The sequence below is a fragment of the Arenibacter certesii DSM 19833 genome (assembly GCF_000429545.1).
Lineage (GTDB): Bacteria > Bacteroidota > Bacteroidia > Flavobacteriales > Flavobacteriaceae > Arenibacter > Arenibacter certesii.
This window is the reverse complement of the sequence record NZ_AUCB01000035.1, coordinates 23,959-46,998: the sequence shown is the minus strand read 5'-3', so window position 1 is coordinate 46,998 and position 23,040 is coordinate 23,959. Positions and strand designations below refer to the sequence as shown.

14 protein-coding genes are annotated in these 23,040 nt (G+C 35.4%); all 14 read right to left on the bottom strand.

All coding sequences use genetic code 11. The features are described 5' to 3' along the window. Window positions 1-24: 24 nt before the first annotated feature. A complete protein-coding gene (locus tag G466_RS0115465) occupies window positions 25-921 on the bottom strand; it encodes an endonuclease/exonuclease/phosphatase family protein (protein ID WP_026814471.1) in 897 nt (298 codons plus the stop codon). After that, window positions 918-1,841, bottom strand: a complete 924-nt coding sequence (locus G466_RS0115460) for an endonuclease/exonuclease/phosphatase family protein (protein WP_169720762.1) — start codon at window positions 1,839-1,841, stop codon at window positions 918-920. Before G466_RS0115460 ends, G466_RS0115465 begins: the two co-directional genes overlap by 4 nt. 120 nt (window positions 1,842-1,961) lie before the next feature. After that, a complete protein-coding gene (locus tag G466_RS23270) occupies window positions 1,962-3,545 on the bottom strand; it encodes an endonuclease/exonuclease/phosphatase family protein (RefSeq protein WP_026814469.1) in 1,584 nt (527 codons plus the stop codon). Window positions 3,546-3,550: 5 nt separating this feature from the next. Next, a complete protein-coding gene (locus tag G466_RS22265) occupies window positions 3,551-4,495 on the bottom strand; it encodes an alkaline phosphatase (RefSeq protein WP_051315717.1) in 945 nt (314 codons plus the stop codon). Then, a complete protein-coding gene (locus tag G466_RS0115445) occupies window positions 4,492-6,981 on the bottom strand; it encodes an outer membrane protein assembly factor BamB family protein (protein WP_026814468.1) in 2,490 nt (829 codons plus the stop codon). The genes G466_RS22265 and G466_RS0115445 overlap by 4 nt, the downstream gene beginning before the upstream one ends. Before the next feature lie 81 nt (window positions 6,982-7,062). Further along, complete coding sequence (locus tag G466_RS0115440; protein WP_051315716.1) at window positions 7,063-8,730, bottom strand: alkaline phosphatase family protein; 1,668 nt, start codon at window positions 8,728-8,730, stop codon at window positions 7,063-7,065. An 83-nt stretch (window positions 8,731-8,813) separates the two neighbouring features. Continuing rightward, the gene (locus G466_RS0115435; RefSeq protein WP_157373924.1) at window positions 8,814-9,860 is read right to left on the bottom strand and encodes an alkaline phosphatase family protein; all 1,047 of its coding nucleotides are present in this window, start codon (window positions 9,858-9,860) and stop codon (window positions 8,814-8,816) included. A 187-nt stretch (window positions 9,861-10,047) separates the two neighbouring features. After that, entirely contained in the window at window positions 10,048-10,218 is a 171-nt protein-coding gene (locus G466_RS24735; RefSeq protein ID WP_169720761.1) for a transposase, read from the bottom strand. A gap of 350 nt (window positions 10,219-10,568) precedes the next feature. Further along, window positions 10,569-12,335 carry a RagB/SusD family nutrient uptake outer membrane protein gene (locus tag G466_RS0115430; protein WP_026814465.1) on the bottom strand — a complete coding sequence of 589 codons (1,767 nt, stop codon included), beginning with the start codon at window positions 12,333-12,335 and terminating at the stop codon, window positions 10,569-10,571. Between the two features lie 17 nt (window positions 12,336-12,352). Continuing rightward, entirely contained in the window at window positions 12,353-15,829 is a 3,477-nt protein-coding gene (locus G466_RS0115425; protein WP_034235898.1) for a TonB-dependent receptor, read from the bottom strand. Between the two features lie 153 nt (window positions 15,830-15,982). Then, window positions 15,983-17,137 carry a FecR family protein gene (locus G466_RS22260; RefSeq protein ID WP_051315715.1) on the bottom strand — a complete coding sequence of 385 codons (1,155 nt, stop codon included), beginning with the start codon at window positions 17,135-17,137 and terminating at the stop codon, window positions 15,983-15,985. Window positions 17,138-17,479: 342 nt separating this feature from the next. Next, window positions 17,480-18,082, bottom strand: coding sequence for an RNA polymerase sigma-70 factor (locus G466_RS22255; protein WP_051315714.1), 603 nt, complete (start codon window positions 18,080-18,082; stop codon window positions 17,480-17,482). Window positions 18,083-18,701: 619 nt separating this feature from the next. Next, window positions 18,702-20,348, bottom strand: coding sequence for a DUF4091 domain-containing protein (locus G466_RS0115405; protein ID WP_026814463.1), 1,647 nt, complete (start codon window positions 20,346-20,348; stop codon window positions 18,702-18,704). A gap of 78 nt (window positions 20,349-20,426) precedes the next feature. Then, window positions 20,427-22,205, bottom strand: coding sequence for a DUF4091 domain-containing protein (locus G466_RS0115400; protein ID WP_026814462.1), 1,779 nt, complete (start codon window positions 22,203-22,205; stop codon window positions 20,427-20,429). Window positions 22,206-23,040: the final 835 nt, after the last annotated feature.

Sequence of the window (23,040 nt, the reverse complement as noted above, 5' to 3'; positions counted from 1 at the left end):
GGTGTCCTCTAAAAACGTTAACGGTTATTCAATTACAAAATCGACCACTACCCCATTATGGTCTAATAAATTAATAGATTCCCACAGATTGCGTTTTGCAAAAGCATACGTTGGTTTTAAACCATTCCCTTTAAAATAAACTTGGTCAACACGTTTAATATAATCGTCTTGTCCAGGACAGGTTACTCCATTACCTTTTTTATTGTTATTCGGAAGAAACACCCAAGCATCATTAAATTTGGCATCAATTAAAAATTGTGTGGTTTGGGAACTATACGTGTAATCATCAATTTTTTTGGACGAATTAGGAAACTCTGCAGCAGGTGGACTATTGAAATCACCAGCGAATATAACCATATCGTTGACTGTCACCTTCTTGATAAAAGGCAATGCTACTCTACTAATTTCCTCATCAGTAGTATGGTTCCCAATATTTAAATGGGTGTTGAATATAAATAACGGCTTATCATTAACTCTTATTTTAATACCTAATAAACCCTTTCCCATCCTTTTTTCAGTTGTTTGTTGCGTCGTAAAGGTTTCTTCAATTGGAAATTTGCTGAATATAGCTAATGGATAACCACTATTTGTAGAATTAGGAACATAACCCGTAGTCCCGTTAGGTTTGTAAAAGGCAGAATAAATATATCCTTTCTTAAAAAGTTTATTTTTAATACTGTTGTAAGATTGATGATGAGGTGGTTTTTCCAAAGTTACTTCCTGGAACAATAAAACATCAGCATTATCTTCTGTAACGTAAGTTACCAATTTATCAACTGGGTAACCATTAGCGTGTTTTTCCCAAAATGGGATATCAGCAGGATCCCAAATATTAAAGGTTAATATCCGTAAGTTTTCTTGTGAAAAAACAATACTCGTAATACCAAACAAAAAGATTAAAATAGGATATCTTAAATTCATTTATTTTGATTTATTTGAAAAGTCGTTAATACCGCACCGTGATCGGATGGGAATTCTGGAAAACTCCTGTTTAAATTAGAACTATGATGGACAATGGTTTTAGAATTAATGGGGATTATATTTTCGCCGGTGCTATATATAAAATCTATTCTAGCAAAAGGATTTCTGTATTCAGGTTCAGGATGTGTATCCGTTTTAATGGGTACAAAGCCCAAGTCAGATTCATAAGTAAATTCCAACCCTACAGTAGTCCAAGTATATCCCAAAGTTTCTTGAGTAATTTTAGGGTTAGTTGATCTATATGTATCGGTAAAACCGGCCTTGTCCATAGCTATGGAAGTTTTATTGGCAACCAGCCTATTAAAATTGAGCCCACTAGCTTTTGTTTCCTCCGTGAAATCCAAATGAGAAACACAGTTGAAATCTCCAGCAACAATTAATGGAATCTGATCTTTATTTGCCAAATCCTTTTTAAAGTCCTCATGTTGAAGTAGCTGCTGAATATGTTGGTAACGATTTTCATCACCATCATTAAATTCAGCATCGGAGAGGTTATTATCTTTAATAGCTACAATATGCCTTCCTCCACTGGTTAGCCATAGGTTATAAACCCTAATTTTCTGATTACTTGGTAAAATAGCAGTCGCAACAATAAAGGAAAAAGGAGATAAACCGTTTACATTTCCAAAATCCTCTAAAGGATATCTGCTAAGAATGGTCAGGTTAGCATCTGGTGAAGGGGTATAATAGTAATAGTCCAATGCCTTTGATATGGCTTGTGCAGAACCATACGTTTCGGTCATGGTAATAATATCCGCACCACTATCTTTAATAATTTCAACAACCCGCTGTCGGGATGTTTTACCTTCCATGGTATAGCGTGGCTCCAAATTATATTCCCCCCAAATGTTCCAGGTCATTACTTTTAATGAAGAAAACTTGGAATTGTCTAAGGTATTAGACTTGTTTTTGCAACCTAAACATAGTAGTAACAATAAAATCGTCGCAATTTGAATATTATTTTTAAAGCTTTTTCTCATTTATTTCAATTGAAAAATAGTTAAAAAGGCGGCATGGTCAGATGGAAACATAATAGGGTGATAGTTCACTACTTTAGATTCTAAGGCTCTAATGTTTCTTCCTTTATAGAAAATATAATCTATTCTGCTTTCCACATAGCGCTGCCCAAAACGCCTACTGTATGGCCATGCAGAATACCCTGGATCAGTTAAGGGATTTGGGTTTAACTCTCTATAACTATCGGTAAATCCATGGTTATGCATAACCTTAGTTACGGGCCATTCCACCACATAACCTAAATGGGCGTCTTTGGTTGCTTCTGTCCAATCTAAATGTGAGTTGGTGTTAAAATCACCAGCCATAATAATTGGTGTTTTATCCGCATTGTCCAAAATCGGTTTTATTTCCTTTAATATCTGATTTATTTCATTTAATCGGGTGTCGGCCTCTTCTTTTACTAGTTCTTCCGAAGTTATCTCTCCTTTTATAATATTGCTATGGTAATCTGGCAAATAATGTAACCAGGTGTCTAAGACCACAACTTCTTTGTCTTGATCTACTTGTAATACAACCCCTCCAAAATTGAACGATTTAAATGCTTTTATTGTTTTCTTAATAGGAAAACGACTCATAATCGAAAGATTGGAACTTATTAGATAAAAATGATATCCTAGAGCGTCTGCAATTTCTTCACCAGAACCATAAGTTTCAATAAGTGTCACTACATCCGGGTTGGCATCTTTAATGATATTTATTACCCGATTTAAACCTACCTCTTTCCCAAATCGTTTTCCCCCTTGCCAAATATTCCACGTAAATAATTTTAGTTCATTTATTGGATATATGGGCTTATTTTGCTGAAAATACTTCTGATAGTTTTCAGATATTTTTGCTGTAGGTAGCACCGTTTCCCAAACAGAAATGTTATCCATAAACCCATTAAAGGCTTCCCATTGCCCAAAATATTCCCACCGTCCTGAAGTTCCAACAAAAGTAGTCTCTAGATCACTTTTTAAATCTTTTAGTCCACTTGCATTATAGATCGCTACGTTAACACCGTCAAAATACATCCATATTTCTTCATTAACCCTATCAATAGAAAAGGCTATTTGATGCCATTTACCATCATTAATTTTTTGACGCTTTATCGTGGGATTGTAAATATGTTGTTGCTTACCATCGCTAACCAAGAGTGACCAACTACCATCTTCTTCGGCATAAATTAACCAACCCTTATTTTCTGTGTTTTTATCCTTCTTATTTCCTGCAATAGGAGTCCCTTGCCCTGCATCTGCTTTGGTCTTTACCCATAATTCTACCGTTAAAGAAGTATCGGCATGGTATTCCAGTTCTACTTCTGGTTTCAGTTTTAAGGGCATTCTAATAGTACCGTCCTCAGAAAAATCTATAGCTCTACCTTCCAAACCTTCAGAAAATGAATGTTGTTGTGCAGCAAATAGATGCTCTGGGGTTTCAGGAATACTAATTCCTTGATATTGATTATCATGAATATCAAAATCAATTTGAACAACAGGTTCTTGAGCACGAATTATAATCGAAAATAGCAATGTAAACATTACCATAATCCTATTCCTTAAATGCATAGATCTTAGTTTTTTAAAGCTTCTAGGACAGGTTTTCCAGTCCATTGAATTGGAATGTGTTTATCTGCATCCAACAGCCGTAAAATCGTTGCAGGCGTATCATAGGTATTAATCGGTTGCTTAATGGTATGTCCTCTGTTCACATTTGGGCCAACCAAAATCCATGGAATGATTATTTCGTCCATTGTACTTCCACCGTGACTGGTGCCAACACCCCCGTGGTCTGATGTTACCAATATATTTACAACAGTACCTTCTTCTTTATTTAGCTTTTTCAGCTTTTCAAAAAACGAACCAAGTGCATTATCTATCATTTCAATTTCTTGATAATATTCGGTTGAACCGTGACCGAATGTATGACCGGCTCCGTCAACAGCATCTAAATGGATAAAGACAAATTTGGGACGCTCCTCTTTATAATACGCAAAAGCCTTATCCAAAGATTCATTCATATCACCGGTTTTTTCAATATGGTGCAAAACTTTGGTATTGAATAAATCTTTAATGGTTCCCCATTCATGAAATACGGCTAGTTTTGCTTTTGAATCCTCTTTTTTAATAATATCGAAAACCGACGGGAAAAATCCATCCTCATCTTTTATAGTAGCTTCAATGCTATATTCATTAACTCGCCAACCATTACTGGTTATACCATGTTGTTCAGGACCTGCACCCAAAAGCATGGAACCCCAATTTGGACCACTACTAGTTGGCATAACACCTCGTGCTTTTAAAGAACTGGCTCCCATTTTCATAAACATATCCAAAGTAGGCGTGTTAGCCTTCGTAAGTCCATCAACACTCAAACCATCAACACCAATAAAAAATACCGTTGAAGGTGATTCCTCTAATTTTTGTCCCTTTATAAATTTGGAATTTGATTGAGCAAAAGTTGAAACTCCCTGTAATAGAATAAACAATCCTAATAAATTTTTAATAATTCTTTTCATTTTTGGTCTGATTTAAAAAAGTAAATATTTCCGGCAAAGTCACATATAAAAAACCCTTTCTTAATTATTGCCGCCGAGGTAATCACCGGGGCTCCTAAAGAGGTTTTCCACACAAGCTGCCCCGTATCTGCCCGTAACACATATATTTTACCGTCCATTGCCCCAAAAATTAGGTTCTCTCCTACCAATATAGGCGTGGTTTCTACACTCTGTTGCTGATCTGAAAAATAGGAAGGAGTATAAAATAAGGCAGGATCTACTTGAAACTCCCAATTTTTATTTCCCGTCTTTAAGTCGAACGAGGCTATACCTGGATGAGACCCAGAGAGGATGGCCTTGTCTTGCAATACTATAGGTGCCGAGGTTCCGGTATGCTGCATTCCAGTTATAAAACTATGGACTGTCTTCCCTGTTTTTAGATCTAGTTGATGAAACTTGTCTTGTTCGGCAACCCAAAGAGACTTATCTTTATAACTTAAAACACCATCCCTAAAACGAAGACCTTCATCACTTCTAGACCATAATAATTCTCCCGTAAACCTATTGTGGGCATAAATAGCTCCCCAATGACGTGATGCAATAATCACATCGTCTGCAATGGTCATTGTGGGTGTAGTACCCTCCCCTCCACTCCAAGCAGTATTTCGCCATAAAACTTTTCCAGTATTTACATCCAATGCGGAAAGAGATTCAGAAAATCCAGTGTATACAATTTTCCCGTCGGTGACTAAGCCAGTAATAAACCCGGGAGCTCTGTTATATTTTAAATCATTCTCCCAAGCCAATTCTCCTGAAGCGATATCTATGGCATAGGTATGGCCGATCATATCCGTAGCTATCACTTTTTCTTGAGCGATGACCATCTGATTCTTAACACCATTTTTAGTCTTATACCTCCATAGCTCTTCGCCTGAAGTAGTATTCCAACAAACAATAAAGCAGTTCTCCGCATTACTATCATCAAATCCTGCTGTTAATACATAATTATCCATAATTACAGGTGAACTCATATAGATATTGCTCCCTACATTAGCTGTCCATTCCATGGTATAAGGAGCTTGCTGTTTAATATCTACCACAGGATGATGCTCCTTATTCCCCGCCATATTTGACCATATACCATTAGATGTTTCGTTAAAACTCTTGTCATCTATTCTAAAGTTTTGCTTTCTATGCAGTACTTCACCACTTTTCAAATATGCATCCACGACCAACTCAAAGTCCCTTCTATCGTTTGGGAAATAAGTTGCTCTCCAGTTCCAATCGGAAGTTTTGGTCATCAACTTCCACTTTGACTTATACAACAGGTTATCCCAATTAAATTCGTCCTTGCCCCATACACTATAACGAACACTATCTATAGCAGAACCACTGTCATAAACATTAACAGATATCTCTATATTCCCACTATCATTTAATCTCAGCTGGTTTTTTTGTGGGCTTACTATTTCAATTTCCCTTTCCAAATGGCTCCAAATTAACTCAGATTTGTGATTGCCATTTTTATCTACATCAATCACTCTAAAACTTGACGGCGAGTGGTCTATCCCCCCCTTCGCTAGGGTAGCAGTACTATAGGATACTACCCCTGAATTCCCATGGGTTTTCACCATGTTAATATGCCAATGCCCATATAACCAGGCTTTTAAATTATAGTCTTCCAAAACTATTGACTCATTTTTATTCTTCTTAAAAACAAAACTATCACCATTCGTCAATAGATCATGGTTAAAAAACATTTTAGGCTGATTCTTATCGTAAGCCTTCAATAAATTTTGAAGCCAACCACCAATATCCTCATGATTAAACCCAGGGGGAAAGTCACCACCCATCATAGGGGTAATAACAAATAAAGTATTGCCTTCCTCAAAGGCGTACCATGCAGGTCCAAATTTTTCTTCAAAAAACTGCTCTCCATAATCACCTTTTACTAAGTCATGGTTACCAAGACAATAATAAACCGGGATACCCATATCTTTTTCCGTTAAATTATCTGCATGCCATTCCATACCCGCCCTATAACAGATATCCCCGGTATGCACTACAAAATCCGGTTTATGGACCTTCACATATTTCTTTAGGTTATCTACCCAATCCCCATATTCATACGTTTCGGTATCGGAAATCTGTACGAATTTCACCTCTTCTTTCTTTATCTTAGGCTCAACTGGAAAATCATATGATTTTGATTTACCAGTAATGGGAATAAACCGCTTCTCCGATTTAAAATCGCCACTTGGATAAATCGTTATAAATCGTTGTTTTTCCCATCCCGGCAGTTGATAATTTCCATTTTTGTCAGTTCGTACTACATGATAACCATCAGAAACAACTGCATTTTGCACTCCTTTCTCAGAGGCTTCCTTTTTGCCATTATCGTTGTGGTCAATAAAAACTTTACCTTTCAATTGGCCGTAACCCCAAAAATTTACTCCTAATAGAAGAATTCCCGCAACAACAAGTTTTATATTTAATAAACAGTTCATGAATTATATTTTTAAAGTCATTTAAATCTACAGGCTCATTGCCTTTTACCAAAACAGTTAAATTTAATTTTATGAAATAAATTATTTTAAATACAAGCGATCCGAAGACAATACTTGTTTAGGAATCCCTGGCCCCTCAAAGTATGTATACAACCCATAACCTCCTCCACTATTATACCATTGAACTTCCAATTTATGCTTCCCCTTCGCTAGCATTATTCTTCCGTTTTTTTCTTTTACACCATGGTTTCCATCATTATCTACAACTATTTTATCATTGACATATAGCTTGCTCCCATCATCGGATGATATATAAAATGTGTAATTACCTGGAACTTCTACTTTAAAATAGGTCGTGAATACCATGGCTAACTGATCTACCCCTCTTGGAAATCTAAGGTCCTCCGAGGTTATCTCAAAAGTTTTAAAAGTTTCCCCAACTTGAGTCAATTTTCCAAAGTCTGGTAATTTTTTTAAATTTTCACCATAATAGTATTTAGCCCAAATCCCTCTACCTTCTGGATCATCCAACACCCGGAAATACGCTGTCTTACTATTACTGACTTCTTTATCTCCTATAAACTTACTAGCCTTTACCACTACTGAGTTACCAACTCGAAATGGAACCGTATAGATACTTGACCCTGCATGAGGTTCACTGCCATCTATAGTATACCTTATTTCTGAACCATCAGTTGGGAGGTCTATTCTAACCATAGGTTTCTCAGAAATATACAAACCTCCTGATGGTTTAAAATGTTCCCCAACTGGATGTATTCTTGGAGCTTGGATAAAACTTTTTGTCTCATAGATTTCCTCAGGTTCTTCAAAACCTTCAAAAGCACTTTTGACTGGCCACCCCACCCACGCTTCTGGAGCCGGAATTCCTAATGCGAATGCTACCGTTGGGGAATTATCAATTGTATTTACTGTTTCTTTAATTACATAATTCTTTTTTACACCAGGCCCTCTTATAATAAAGGGTATAGTCATTTCCTCTGGAGTACTTCCTCCATGACCATAATCGATTCCTCCATGGTCTGAAGTTAAAATGACCAAAGTCTTTCCTGCTAATCCCGCCTCATCCAACGCTTTCAGAACTTGTCCTACAAAGGTATCTACCTTGGCTACAGCTTTAAAATATGCTTCAGAACCATGACCATAAGAATGTCCGGCCTGATCTGCGTCATCAAAATGAACAAAACAATATCGAGGCTTCTTTTCCTTAATATAATTCACTGTCAAATCAGCAGTTTCTTTTAATGTCTCTGTACTTGTCCGATAATTCAAATGTTCAGGTTCATAGTATTTAGAAACACCATTCCATTGGTGTATGGTTCCTAACTCAGCGTTTGGCTCTGCTTTCCGGATGACTTCAAAAATCGTTGGGAATAATTTTTTATCACCGTCGCCACTAACCAAAGGTGGCAGTACCGGTTCTAGTGGGTCAGAATCATTACCAGTTATCCCATGTTGTTCGGGTCCTGCACCCATCAACACGGAGGCCCAATTGGGCCCTGAACTGGTTGGTAGAACAGCTCTGGCGTTCATGGTGGAAGCCCCTTCTTTTATTAGGGCATCTATATTTGGGGTGTGTGAGTTGGCGATACCATTTGGACTTAATGCATCAATTCCTATGACCAAAACGTGTTCTATACCATTGATTCCCTCTTTCTTGCACCCGGCAAATAAAATAATAGAGACTAATACAATTAAGCAAGACTTTCTTAAACCAACTATACTGTACATGATATCGCAATTAAAATATTTCATTTTGCACCAAAATATTGATTATGCTAATAGAAATACTTTCCCAATGATTAATACTCTTTCTATTTTAATATACTTTGTATACTTTCTCCTACTGGATGATTGGCTTTAAATGTAAAGCCTAGCAAATTAGCTGCTGTTTGAGCAATTTCATCCTGATAAATTTGGGCTGTGCCAGATACTTCACCTAATACAGGTATTCCAGGCCCTAGAGCCACTAGCCATGTTTCATCTGAACGTGGTGCTCCTTTTCCATGTCCAGTCCACCTTTCTCCGACTCCTCTTCCATGATCTGGGTAAACCAATATTGCTGTCTTACCTTTATATTTTGGATGATTTTCTATAGTTTCCCACAAATTGGCAAGCATACCATCAACAAAATGGGCTGCATCTAAATAACGACTGTAGTTTCCCGAATGACCATAATTATCAGTATCCGCAAAGTCGATATGTAAAACTTTAGGCTGTTGAGCCTGCAAATAAGCTTTAGCCAGACCAAATGTGAGTGCGTCTGGCCTACATTCCCCAAAATATTCAGGGACAAAATGCTGAATCTCATTGGCGATCTTTTGGGCATTGGTTAAATTACGACCTTCTACATTTTCCCCAGGAAGGTTAACCAACATCCCATTACGATCTCTATTCAATATCCTACCCAAAGCATTCCATGATGCAAAAGTGGCTACTTTTCCTTTATATCCTTTTTGATTGTTTAAAAACTCCAAAACGTTTTCATTAGGATTGTTGGGATATCCATTTGAATCCACCTTCGGGTCATAATAACCACATAATGTCTCACTTCTTCCTGGATATGAAAACCAATATTCATTTTTAAAATTTACTTTGTTTCCCAAATCACGATTCCCATAGAGCTGTCCCTGCTTCTTAATTGTTTCCCAGAAAAAAGGCATAAGCTTTTTGCGCCTTTCATCGGGAGATTCTGCCCAGTACTTTTTATCTTTAATCAACAAGGAATCGGCTCCTTGGAAAACCTCTTGCCAACGGAGTCCGTCAACGGAGATAAGAATAACATTTTCAATTTTACTTTTTTGAGCAAAACCGATGAATGATAACAATAAAATTGGTAAAAGCATTTTAACTTTCATCATGATTAAATGATTAAATGATTAAATGATTAAATAATAGTACTTAATAAAAATCACACCTTTTAAGACGGTCGTTTAGGATAGCTCTAATAGGGGGATACAAAATCACTCATCAAAAATCTAACTTTCGTTGATGATTCTCAACCCGCTTTCCTTCAATCTTATAATATTTGACATGTTTTTTATTCCTTTATTCATCCAATCCAACGATGCATACAAAATAACCAACGGCCCAAAAGTGAAATCGGCAATAAAGTTTCTTTATCAATTTCGCATAACTCTTGTAAAATATTAAGGTAATTTTATTCTTTAATATACCTATTCTCATTGAGATAGAAGTTTTCGGAGGAACCGAAACCAATAAATGAATATGATCCTCATGAATATTCAGCTCAAAAACCTAACATCTCTTCCATTTACAAAGCATTCTTATATCCTGCACAGCTAATTCCTTTATTGTTCCATTCAAAATCTAAGAAGACACTTTGGAACCCAAACAATATGATAATCACAATTGTAAACAACGTGGTTAAGTATCTTATATTTAATCATACCTAAAAAATAAGGTATATCCATCAGAACATTACCACCTGCAAAGCAGGTGGAATATTAAGGTAAATTAAAATTATAAGCCGTTATTATAGAAAGGATCAGATTCAATGAAATAATTGTATTGGACTTTTTAATCTAATAAAACAAGATTACAACTAACTACCAACCTAATGGTTGGGTCAAATTTGGATTTAAAAGAATCTCCTTTCTCGGAATCGGCCTATAATAATATTTAGGTTCCTCAAAAATCTTAGGATTATCTCTATCAGTATTAAACATTATTCTTCCAGAATTTCCATTTTCCAAATAAAATGCATTATCGGAAATATAAAACTTCGATAATTCCGCTGAATTAGGAAGATTATCTATTGGATCCGTTTCGTCGGGGGAATTTAGAACTGCTACATCTTCAATTCCGTCTCCAGTAACATCATATGCTCCTAATGCAGGAATATAGATTCCTTGCTGTGAATCTTCAAGAATTTTGCCCAATCTCCATCGCATTAAATCCTCAAAACGAAAACCTTCAGTAGCTAATTCAACTCTCCTTTCCCTACGGATCTCTAACAACACACCATTATTATTGACATTGTGATATCTATTAGCCAATACAGGATCGATGGTGTTATTAGCAACAGCCAAATTCAAGTCGGGCATATTAACCCTAGCACGTAAGTGATTAATAGTTTTATCCAAGTCATCTTGAGAAATTGTACCCAATTCGGCCAATGCTTCGGCATTGATAAGTAGAATTTCAGCATATCGGATAATTGGAAGATCGTTATATGAGCCATTCCAAGTAATTCCATCTTCGTTGGTTGGGAAAAACTTGGTCTGTACATATCCTCCTAAACTAAGCTTTATCCTATATGGTTTTTCATTACCAGGTTTAACGAATCCGGGCGTCAAACATGTTTGTGCTAATCGCGGATCTCTTCCTTCAAAAACTTCGTCAAAAGTTTTTGTTTCATTTCCTGGTTCACTTGTAAATGGTAATCCATCAGTTTTTAAATAAGTGTCTACCAAAGATCGGCTTAACGCATATTCATAATCCATTACCGTTTGGGAATTATGAAAACGTTTTAACACTTTATCATAGTCCGCGTATAAAATTATTTCCTCATTTGAAGATAAGTCTAGATTTGAGAAAAGATTTTGATAATCATTATAAATATCCCCAGTGGAATGTATAGAGAAATTTCCGCTTTCGATAATCGCTGAAGAAGCACTGGCAGCCCTTTTCAAAAATTTATCCCCATCATTGAGTCCTAAATCTACATGATATTTTCGAAATGTCCCCTCGTGCAAAGCAGTTCTTGCCAAAATAGATAGTGCAGACCATTTTGTAATTCTTGTTTTGCTTGGAGAATCCTTAATATTGGCCGCTGCGAATTCCAAATCGGCCATAATGGAGTCTACTACCACAGATCTGGGATCTTTGGGCTTTGAAAGAAGTACTTCGTCATTGGTCTGTAAATCCCGTGAATACCAAGGCACATCTCCATAAGTTTTAACCATATTATAATAAAGTATAGCTCTAAAAAATCGTGCAATACCAACATAATGTTTTATATCTTCTGGATTACCTTCAACATTCTTGTAACGATGCATTAAAAAATTAACATTTCTTATTGCTCCCCAATTCCATCCACCTATATTATCTTCATTTATATCTCCCCTAAGCAACCTTTCAATATCGCTACCTGAATTGTAATGGGAAATGTTATCAGAATTCAAGTCGTTGTAACTTGCACTCAAATATCCATATAGTCCATTGGTATATGCTTCCAAATCTTGAACAGATTTAAAAAAGTCTAGTTCAGTGACAGAGTCGATAGGTGTTCTATCTAAAAAATCATCATCACAACCAAGCGTTAAAAAAATGGCTGATAATGTAAAACAAAAATTCTTTATAATTGATTTCATTTTTGTGTATTTAACAATTAAAACATAATATTTATACCCATAGAATATGTCCGTTGGAAGGGATATGACCTTCCGTCTAAAGCTTCAGGATCTAGCCTTTTTACCAATTTTGTGAATTCAAAAAGATCCTCCCCACTCAGGTAGAACCTAAGTCTTTCAATACCAAATTTATTTGTCACATCATTCGGTAAGGAATACCCAACTGTAATATTTTTCATTCTAAGATAGGCTGCATTTTGCATATACTTAGTTTGATTGATCCCTAGGTCCCTCCCTGATTCGGCCGTATAAGATTTTAAACGAGGAAAATAAGCATCTCGATTTTCCGGCGTCCAATTATCTAAATGGGCAGCATAAATATTCGACCATGGTTGCGCATAAACACCCCAAAAATAATGTTGTCCTGGTCCAGGATAAAAGTCTTTTTTACCTATACCTTGCATATACATTCTAAAATCAAACCCCTTCCAATCACCTGATAAATCCAAACTATAGGAATATCGATTACTACTATTGCCAATTACCTTGTAATCTCCGTGATCGTCCAATGTCCAATCTCCCCAGTTTACAATACCATCGCCATTGAGATCCTCAAACTTTAAATCTCCAGGCTCAATCGGCCTTGTTCCAGGATAACTAGTAACTGGCGTTTGATCTGCATGATTATCTATTTCATCTTGTGACTGGAAAAAAGACGGAGCATTTGTTAGGCCCCATATTTCCCCTAATTCCTTTCCCACATAATAATCGTCCAATGTTCCAGTAGGATTTTCAAATTTCGTTATGAAGGTTTTGTTGTCTGATAAAATGAATTTAGCGGAATAATTAAATGGCTTTCCAGAAATGCTTACGAAATCTTTATAATTTAAACCAAATTCGAAGCCTTTTGTTTCCAAATCGGCTGCATTTTGCAACGGTACCCCAGCCCCTAAGACGGCTGGTAAGGACTGTCCTTTTGTTAGCATCCCAATAGTTTCCCGCTTATAAAAATCAAAAGATGCGTTCAAATTGGATTTTAGAAAATATACATCGATGCCGTAATTAGCAGTTGTAACCTCCTCCCATGTAATATTAGCGTCAACCAAGCCTGGAGCACTAACGTAGACTGGTTGAGTTCCATCTAGTATGGGACCTGTCTTGCCGCTTCCCATACTTGGAATATAAGAGTATTCCCCCACATTCTGGTTGCCCAATGTCCCGTAAGACCCTCGTAATTTAAAGTGGTCTATCCAAGGTAAGGCATCCTGGAAGAAGGATTCGTTTGAAACTATCCAAGCTCCAGAAGCTGAAGGTGTAAATGCCCTCCTATTTCCTACTGCAAATCGGGAAGAGAAGTCTTCTCTTGCATTAAATTCAAGAATATATTTAGATTTTAAGGTATAGTTTAATCGGTAGAATAAACTGTTTATAGCCCATTCTCTAGTGCTCGTCCCTACTGTGGGATCATCAGTTGCAAGACCAATGCTTGGTATGTTGTTGTTTAAAAGCCCAGATCTATTCATAGAATTACTGCCAAATCGATTAAATTCTCTTGAAACTCCTACCATAGCTCGTAAATCATGTTCATCAAAGGTTTTATTATAATTTGTGTAAGCATTAAATACAAAATAATTATCCCTAGAATCATATTCATTTACAGAGGAATTCCCATTGTTAAGTTCTTTTGTAATGTTTGGACCTTCTTTGTACTCTACAGGTACTCTATATCCTTTTGTGTAATTATTTCCGGATTTAGTGGAAAAATCAACATTAAAGGTTAATTCATCCTTCAATAATTTTGCTTTTAAACCAGTTGTCAATTGTAAAAAATTTCGCACCTCCTTACTACGACCACCCTCCATTAATCTTCCAAACGCCCATGCCCCATCATAAGTCCAAGAATCATCGGGGTTTTTAATTACGGATAAAGTGGGAATTCTATTTATACCATGGAAATAATCCCAAGTACCATCTACAGGTTGCTCGTACCTACTATTAAGATAAGAGATGTTAGAGTTGACTTCTAACCAAGATGTGAGGTCTATATCTAATTTTGCTCGAAAGTTACTTCTAGTCAATACATCAGCACCATACCTAAATGCGCCTTCTTGATTAAAAAATTGTCCTGATAAATAATAGCGCACATTATCGCTCGAACCAGAGATGGAGATATTAGCCGTTTGGCTGAAGGAAGCCTTTTTATAAGCTTCTGACATCCAATCGGTAGTTCCATAATATGACCAATATTCAGGATCTTGTGGATTTAAAATAACAGCGGGAACGCTTGGGTCGTCTGAACGCAATTGAGCGTAGTTTAATTCATCAGTATTGTATAAATTATACCATGGCCTTGCCATAATGTTCTTATAGCTCATAACAACAAAAGGATCGGTTTCAAGCTTTGGCAATCGTCTTATAGATCTTACAGTATTAAAAGCGTTAACAGATATTGTAGGTTTCTTTATTGTACCAGATTTTGCTGATTTTGTGGTAATAAGAATAACACCGAAAGCTGCACGTGCGCCATAAATTGCAGAGGATGCAGCATCCTTTAGCACCGTTACACTCTCAATATCATTAGGGTTTAACCAAGAAACCTCTTGTTCACTTATGGCAACATTATCCACCAAAATTAAAGGATTCCCTCCTCCACTCAATGTGCCAAATCCTCTAACATTTATTGAAGGGGCATCGGTTGCTCTACCACTTCCTGGCGATATATTTAAGTTGCCAATACTTCCTTGCAAAGCAGCTGCAACATTTGAAACTGGCCGGTTTTCAAGAATTTTTGAATCTACTCCACCTACTGCACCTGAAAGGTTTACTCTTTTAGTAGTTCCATAACCTACCACGACGACTTCTTCTAATTCGTTAGAAGCTGTAAGAACCACGGTAAATTCAGTTTGATCCGTTACTGTTATCTCTTTTAAGTTATAACCAATATAAGATACCACAAGGATATCACCCATTGATGCCTGAATATTAAAATTCCCATCAAAATCGGCAGCTACACCAGTCGTACTACCCTTAATGACAATCGAAGCCCCAGATAATGGAATATTTTCTTCATCCGTTACCGTACCAGAAATAGTTTTCTGTGGCAATTCTATTTCGGTTTTGGAATTATTAGGTATTTGAGGAGTATTTCTTTTTGAAGGATCTGGCTTTAAAACAATTTGTTTCCCAACGACCTTAAAAACAATATTGGTATCTTTAAATAATTTTTCCAAAACGTTAGAAATTCGCTTTTCCTTTTCAGTTACAGAAACTTTTTTCGATAGATCAATAATATCCGTATCTACGAAAAATTTAAATTCTGTTTTAGATTCAATTTCATCCAAAACACTTTGAATAGTAACATCATTTAGACTCAGGGATATTTTGGTATTTTGCGAATACGAATTTGCTTGACCCTGCATCAATACAAGCAAAAATAAAAATGTAGTTAATTTCACCTTTAAGTTGAATTTAGGAATGCCGATAGGATGACACTCCTGTTTTAGTAGTTTTTTCATACCTTCGTTTGATTTTTTTGGTTAAAAATTTAGGTTTTTAGCTATTTAATTTTCCAGGGAATGTTGCAAGCGTTTCCTGGTTTTTTAATGATCAAATAGTTTCATGGTCGATACTCATTTTCTTTTCAGTTCTTCATTTCATTGGTTTTAAGGTTATTCAATAATTAATTTATTGTTCTCGATTGTGTATTTAATACTAAAGCTTTCATCCAAAGTTTGCATAACCTCCCTTATCGTCTCAATATCAAAGACAGCATTATAGGTTTTTTTATCAAGTACTCGGTTATGATTAATAATTTGGATATTGTAGTGCCTTTCCAATTTTTTGCGAATTACTTTAAAGGGAGTATTTCGAAAAACCATCTTTCCTGACACCCAGGCGGTATACATTTCTACATCAACTGTTTTTACAATAACGTCCTTTTTCTCCTTGTTCCATACTGCCATCTGATTTGGCACTAAAACAGTGGAATGTTCCTTTGAAAATTGCTCTTTATTTGGGTAAATACCCACCGACCCCTCTACCAAAACTGTTTCAACATCAATTTCTTCAGAATAGGCACTCACGTTAAATGCAGTACCTAATGCCCTAATATTGGCATTATTGGCATTTACAATAAATGGATCTTTATCTTTAGCTACTTCAAAAAATGCCTCTCCAGTTAAAAATACTTTTCTTTCTAAACCGGAAATAAAATGAACTGGAAACCTTAAAGAACTTCCAGCGTTTAAATAAACTAGGGTACTGTCTGAAAGTAAAACTTGGATTTTTTTACCATAGGGCACGTTTATTTCATTATAGACTAAGTCCTCCACCTTGGAGTTCACATCGGATATTGTGTGATTTATGTTTGTTTTAACAGCATAATTTAACGTGTCACCTTTCTGCATACCAATAACCTGTCCATTATTATCTACTATAGCCTTATCACCAGAACCGTCGATCATTTCCAATTGTCCATTTCCAATATCTAGTGTAATTGAGTCCTGAGAATGTTGTATAGGACTATTTTCAATGGTGTTGTGGATCACATAAAAATAGGTACCGCACAAAATTCCAATAAATATCGCAGCGTACTTTAATAGTTTAATCTTCGCTCTTTTTTTATGTTTATCAATAGACTTTTGGATTAATTGCCATGCTTGCGCTTTATTCTGATTTGATTCTGAAGTAATTGCCCAAACCTTTTTGAAGTCTATATACCTTCTCTCATTTATTGGATCAGCATTTATCCACTCAAATAATGCTTCAACTTCATCTTCCGTAGCCTCTCCTGATAAATATTTTTCTATAGCTGCCTGATCCATATATTTATGTTTGCATTTTAGGTACGTATTAGTTTAAATATACCCTATATGATATTATTAATTTATTTAATATTCTGTGAGGAGTAGTTTGTTTTTATTGAAATAATTGAGAAGTTGGTATAAAATTAGAATTGCAAATTATGGTTATTTTTCTTTTTCAGTATTTTATAAGATATATAGTAAACTCCTAAATAATAGAGGTGGGTAGGTGTTTGGTTAAAATTGACTGAAGTACCTTTTAGAATGCCAAAATCTTGTAAATGGATATCATTTTCAAAATTTAAAAATGAAGGGTATTCAAATTACTTTAATATAATGTAGATAGATCGCAATACTTAAATATTACAATAAAAAACTGCTTATGCTAAAAAGTATAAATATGAGGTAGTTAGAAAGTTCTATTCTGAAAATTTTTAGGGCTCGCGTTATATTACCTTCTACAGCTTTAATCGATATATTTAATTCATTCGCTATTTCCTTGTTCTTCTTGGACTCATAGCGACTCAGAAGAAATACAGTCCTACATTGTGGCGGCAATTTTGAAATCGTTTTATCAACTAGAGCTTCTAATTCCTGAAAAGAAACATCATCAAAATTCATAGCCTTTAATATTTCAGCATTCAAATTATTTTCTTTTTCGTGCAGTTTCAGATTCCGATATTTTGCAGTTACCGTTTGGTGCCTTAAAACATCCAAGCATTGGGTTTTAGCAGCTGTGTATAAAAAAGATTTTATACCATTAATTTTCTTAACCTTCCCCCTATTTAACCATAGTTTTATAAATGCCTCCTGTGCTACACTTTGAGCTTTGTCATGATCACCTAAAAATTGAATACAAAACCCTATTATGCTTCCATAATAAGTATCAAAGTAACTTTCAAAGGCCAGCCTATCACCCCTCTTAAAAGCAAAGAAACGTTGTTCCTCTAAGTTTAATCTATCCATATTAACTTATTCTTACTAAGTAATTTTAATATCATATTCCAAAAAGGATTATGTGCTGATAGTAATTTGTAAATAGTCCACCAAGCAAAATTTTCATCAAACGTTCTTCACTTAAAACTGCAAAATATTTAGTATATGTCAATTTTATTAACTAATATATCAAATTTATTTTAATAAATAATTAAAGTTTTAACAATATATTTACTTCTAATTCCACTATCAGCAAGAACAAACTAAACAGGTCCTTCCATCACAAATTCTTCTTTAATCCAGTAATATAAAATTAAAATCAGGGAACAATTCAGCATAATATTGGGAGTAATAATCACCTTCTCAAACGCCATTTATAATCCCATTAGTTAAAACTTCAATTATCAGTTTATACACTTGCAGAGAAATGTCATCACTATTTAAGGCTCTCTTTAATTCATCTATTTTCACTTTCTGAAAATCAATAATAGATTAGATGATCTCATCCTTTAAAGGGAAATTTACTTCCGTTAAGAATGAAATACCGCAATTGTTCAATCAATGAGTTTCATTGGAAAACTACATTAATTGTTTTCCCAATTTCTTCAAACTTCCAGGAGGTATATAACAAATAGGGCTTTATCCAAATTCAATACATCAACAATTGCAATAGCTCCTTCTTTACCTCCCTATACACCATAATATTTACATTATAATCCGTATAGCTACGAAATATTTTTTGCATTAAATTCTTATAAGCCACTAGATTTTTTCCTTTTATTTGTTCTAATAACTCATAGTCTTCTATTCCAATCCTATGCGCCTCAAAACGGAGCGAAGATAAGGGTCTGTTATCTCCAGGGTAAATTATATGGGTATCACCTGCAGGTAAATAATTATTAGGTCCGGCAGCAGGAGAGGGGTGTTTTACAGTACTAATTTGATAAGGGTCTGCTTGGTACTGATTCAAACCCCAGTGAAGATAACCGTCAGTATTATAATGAGCTGCCCCCCATCCGAAATAAACTTGACGAAGTTTCTCCATATCCAAGGTTCTGTTTAGCCATTTACCCCCTGGAATTAGGCAGGTATAAACAAGGATTTGTTCTCCTTGCTCCTCCCTACTCCTAAAGAAAGCTTCATTATCTTGAAAGTCATTAATAATCGGACACCAAATATCAATAGCACCTTTCAAATTATCCCGATCATTGGTCGCCTCCATAATTCTCACCTGGGGAAAAATACTTTTCACCTGCTTAGAAACATCCCTGTAACATTCAGCATTAACCGCTGTTGGCTCATCCGAAATATGCTGCAACCAATTGTCTACCAAATTGTATTTCTCAGCGAAATCACGGAAAAGGATCATGATGTGTTCAATATCTTTTATTCCACCTTCAGTGTAATAACGCTTACCGGTTAATGCCACTTTTAGCTCTGGATCTCCCCAGTCATCATTTGCTCCACGATTCATCAGATGGGGAGCTTCGAAAAACTGAAATCCATGCTTCCTAAATATCTTGAGGAATTGCCATAATTTATCTTCTTCTAATTTTAGAATCCCGTTTTCGATATAAAGTAATTCATTTGGAATTAAAATTGCATTTTGTCGACCATGGGCCATCAAGGCTGCATATTTATCCAACATCTTAAACCAATCCGAGCTCCAACGTTCCAAACCATGGTGATACTCCATTTTGGATAAGCTAAACCAGTTTGTGTAAAAAAAATTGCTCTCCGAAGCAGAAGGAATTTCAATTGGATATATCTTTGCATTAAACAGTCCGGAATAGGTAGCATCATTAAAAGTTAACTTAAAATTTACGGTAACTTCATCTCGTAGTTTCCAACCTTCGGGGAGGCTGAAGCGAAAGGCTTGGTAATTTCCATTCCCTACATATAAACTCGTTTCGATTGGTTTGATTACTTCAAAAATACGAAATGGCGCTTCTCGTATAACATCCGGGTTTTTTACTCCTTTATATTTTTCGGTACGACTATCTATACCAGTGTTCTGTTCTACTGGAACATCTATGAGTTCTGAAAAAGCTCCTAATATTTGCTTACCTTCAATTTGAGCCGATAAACTAAAGGCGGTGTTTTTTGGAACTTTAACCAAGACATGAGCAGCGATTTCAGTTGCAGGTATAAAATCGGCAGACCATTCCTTTGAGAAAGACGCAATATTGTTCTCATCAGGGTATATCGCTTCCAAAGGATCTACCACCCATATTTGCGCATGAAGCGCTACTATTTGAAAAATATATAACCCAACAGATAAGTAAACGTTTTTCATTAATAAAATATTTTATTTCCAAATAGATTGCTTATACTAAAGACTAAAATTTCATCCCTAATCACTAGTGTTATTTTACTATTTTTCTAATTTTTCAGCTAAACTATTTAATACGTTTTTGCCATTTTCGATCATAGCTTCTACTCCATCTTCAGGACGAGTTGTAATATTAAATTGAGCAACCACTTTATTCAAATAGTCTAGATCATCAAGCATGTTCTTATCTTTTAACACCTTTCTTAGTATTCTGATTTTTTCGGCATCTTGAATACCTTCACGTAAGGTTTCAAAACGAATTGAGCTTCTATTGTCTGGATACACAATATACGTATCTCCAGCAGGCCAAGCTCTAAAGCGCGAATCCTGCAAAGGGTTTTCTACCCAACTGTTATACGCCCAACGCAAAAAACCATCAAAATCTGCAGCCATAGTGTACCATCCAATAAACACCCCTTCCGCAGGGGGTGAGAAAGTGAAGGTGTTTGGAAATCCATCTGAACAACATACATAAAGTGTACTTATAAAGTCATTAGCTCTTCTTTGTATTAAATCTTCGTGATCTACAGGGTGACCAAAAGCGACCGACATATCTTTTAGTTCATCGGGGTACAACTTGTAACTTTTATGATTATCAGCAAATGACACCCCAAATTCTGGAGCGTGTTGATTAAGCAATGTCAACATGGCATTCATTTCTTCCGGACCACGCTCATCCATAGCAATTCTCGTAATCGTATTCCATCCTTTATCAACCAAATGTTTTTTAAACTCGGTTAAGAAGGGAACCCATAGCTCCTCATATTCTTTTGATCCTGGAGCTGCTTTAATCTTTATTTCCTTATTTTCAGCCTCATCAAAATAATAAAATTCGTTACCCCAAGGCACCATGGAATAACAACTTATTTGCTTTTTTACTCCAAGACCCATCATAAAATCTACCCAATTATCAAATTTGGAAAAATCGTACTCCCAAGTCCCATTGGATTTCTTTTCCCAATCGACCATAGCTTCAAATTGGTCAAAAGTTTGTCCGCCCCATGGACGTTTGTTAAGCGATACAGTGATAACTTTTTGACCTGCATCTGCCAATCGTTTCATTAAAGGCTTCAACAAGTCCCAATGCTCTTTCGACCAAGGTTCAACATTATGAAAACGCGCAACAGCATATGGGTTTTGCCATAAGTCTAAATGAAAATCCCATTCGGTTCCTGGCGGGAGAATCATATCAATAACATTTAGGGTGAATTCAAAGGTTTTTGATTTCTGTCCTTCAATATCAATGGTTACTGTACTTTTATAAGTTCCAGATTCAGCATCAATGGGAACATCTATGGTAATCCATAATGGCCTAGTTTCTCGTGCTTTTACAGCATACGAACTCACATCATCTAAGGCATCGGCAGCCAGAGAAGATGCAAAGTCCTCCGGTTTTCTGTAACCACAACCTCCAGCAAACTCATCTGTAATTACATATTTCACGAAACGTGCCTTTGCAATACTAGAAGGTAAGGTTTGTCCTGTATCTGATTTAAAATCTGAAATTTCAGTTTTAACAAGATTAATGGAATCATTACTCCATAAGACCAATTGACTAGAAATACGCTCCCCTTTCCAAGCATTACCAGTCCAAGTTGTTTTCTGCTCCAATTTAGGAATCACACTTTTTACAAATCGGATGTTGGTTGATGTTACTGAAGCTTGTAATCCTTTTGGAACCGCATCCCAATTTTCATCTTTATTTGGTGAAGGATCTATAGGTTCCTCGAAGGTTGAAGCAATAGTAAACTTATTTTCTTTTTGACAGCTAACAGAAAAGACGAAAACAAAACAAAACAATATAAATTTCAAAACTTTCATTTTCTTATATGCTTTTTAATACATTTTTTTAAAGTCCATTGAATAATTAATCTCAAAACCTTCTAAATTATATAGTGCTTTTTTTCAGCACTATCTTATAGCTACATTGTTTTTATTTTTCAAGTTGCATCTAATCATCTTCTGCATTTATTACAACAACAAATGCCTTAACTGCTCAACATTATTTATATAAAATTTGATCGGAATACCTGTTAATACTTTAGGTACGTGTAAAATAGATTTTACCCTATATTTACTATTAGATTTTTATAATTTAGATTATAATAATACAGCCTCAAAGTCCAAGAACTATGAAAAAGTTAACCATGTCATTTATTTATTTCCAATGATTCCCATTTAAAAGGTTGTACTTTATATATTAATAATTATTAATATAAATTTTGAGAATTTTATTTATAAGTTGTAATTAATCCAAAACTAAGATGTTCGGTAGAAAGAAATTTTAAGAAATAATGATTTGCCACTAAACGAACGATTCGGAAAAACAAATGGTGGCTTTTTTCATTCTTGGTATAAGAAACATATTGGAGAATGGGGAATTTGATTTTCTAGAGGTTTTTTAGGTCCATGCTAAATTTGACAATGTTAAGGCAATGAAAAAATATAAAGCCGAATTTAAAAAATTTCGGAATTTCATTATTAGAAGAATTAAGTGATTGGGAAAAAGCGTCAGATAAAAGGGGTCGAAAAGAAGAATTCACTTATATCGATGAAATATTTAATTTTAATATAGTCGACCTAACTGACTAACCCATCCAATCGATATCAGTATCAGTATCAAAAGATATTTTGAGAAAGAAAAAATTCAAGAAAT

Excerpts from the sequence above, each read along its gene's own strand:
- G466_RS0115465 (WP_026814471.1), bottom strand. The coding sequence starts at position 921 with ATGAATTTAAGATATCCTATTTTAATCTTTTTGTTTGGTATTACGAGT.
- G466_RS0115460 (WP_169720762.1), bottom strand. The coding sequence starts at position 1,841 with ATGACCTGGAACATTTGGGGGGAATATAATTTGGAGCCACGCTATACC.
- G466_RS23270 (WP_026814469.1), bottom strand. The coding sequence starts at position 3,545 with ATGCATTTAAGGAATAGGATTATGGTAATGTTTACATTGCTATTTTCG.
- G466_RS22265 (WP_051315717.1), bottom strand. The coding sequence starts at position 4,495 with ATGAAAAGAATTATTAAAAATTTATTAGGATTGTTTATTCTATTACAG.
- G466_RS0115445 (WP_026814468.1), bottom strand. The coding sequence starts at position 6,981 with ATGAACTGTTTATTAAATATAAAACTTGTTGTTGCGGGAATTCTTCTA.
- G466_RS0115440 (WP_051315716.1), bottom strand. The coding sequence starts at position 8,730 with ATGTACAGTATAGTTGGTTTAAGAAAGTCTTGCTTAATTGTATTAGTC.
- G466_RS0115435 (WP_157373924.1), bottom strand. The coding sequence starts at position 9,860 with ATGATGAAAGTTAAAATGCTTTTACCAATTTTATTGTTATCATTCATC.
- G466_RS0115430 (WP_026814465.1), bottom strand. The coding sequence starts at position 12,335 with ATGAAATCAATTATAAAGAATTTTTGTTTTACATTATCAGCCATTTTT.
- G466_RS0115425 (WP_034235898.1), bottom strand. The coding sequence starts at position 15,829 with ATGAAAAAACTACTAAAACAGGAGTGTCATCCTATCGGCATTCCTAAA.
- G466_RS22260 (WP_051315715.1), bottom strand. The coding sequence starts at position 17,137 with ATGGATCAGGCAGCTATAGAAAAATATTTATCAGGAGAGGCTACGGAA.
- G466_RS22255 (WP_051315714.1), bottom strand. The coding sequence starts at position 18,082 with ATGGATAGATTAAACTTAGAGGAACAACGTTTCTTTGCTTTTAAGAGG.
- G466_RS0115405 (WP_026814463.1), bottom strand. The coding sequence starts at position 20,348 with ATGAAAAACGTTTACTTATCTGTTGGGTTATATATTTTTCAAATAGTA.
- G466_RS0115400 (WP_026814462.1), bottom strand. The coding sequence starts at position 22,205 with ATGAAAGTTTTGAAATTTATATTGTTTTGTTTTGTTTTCGTCTTTTCT.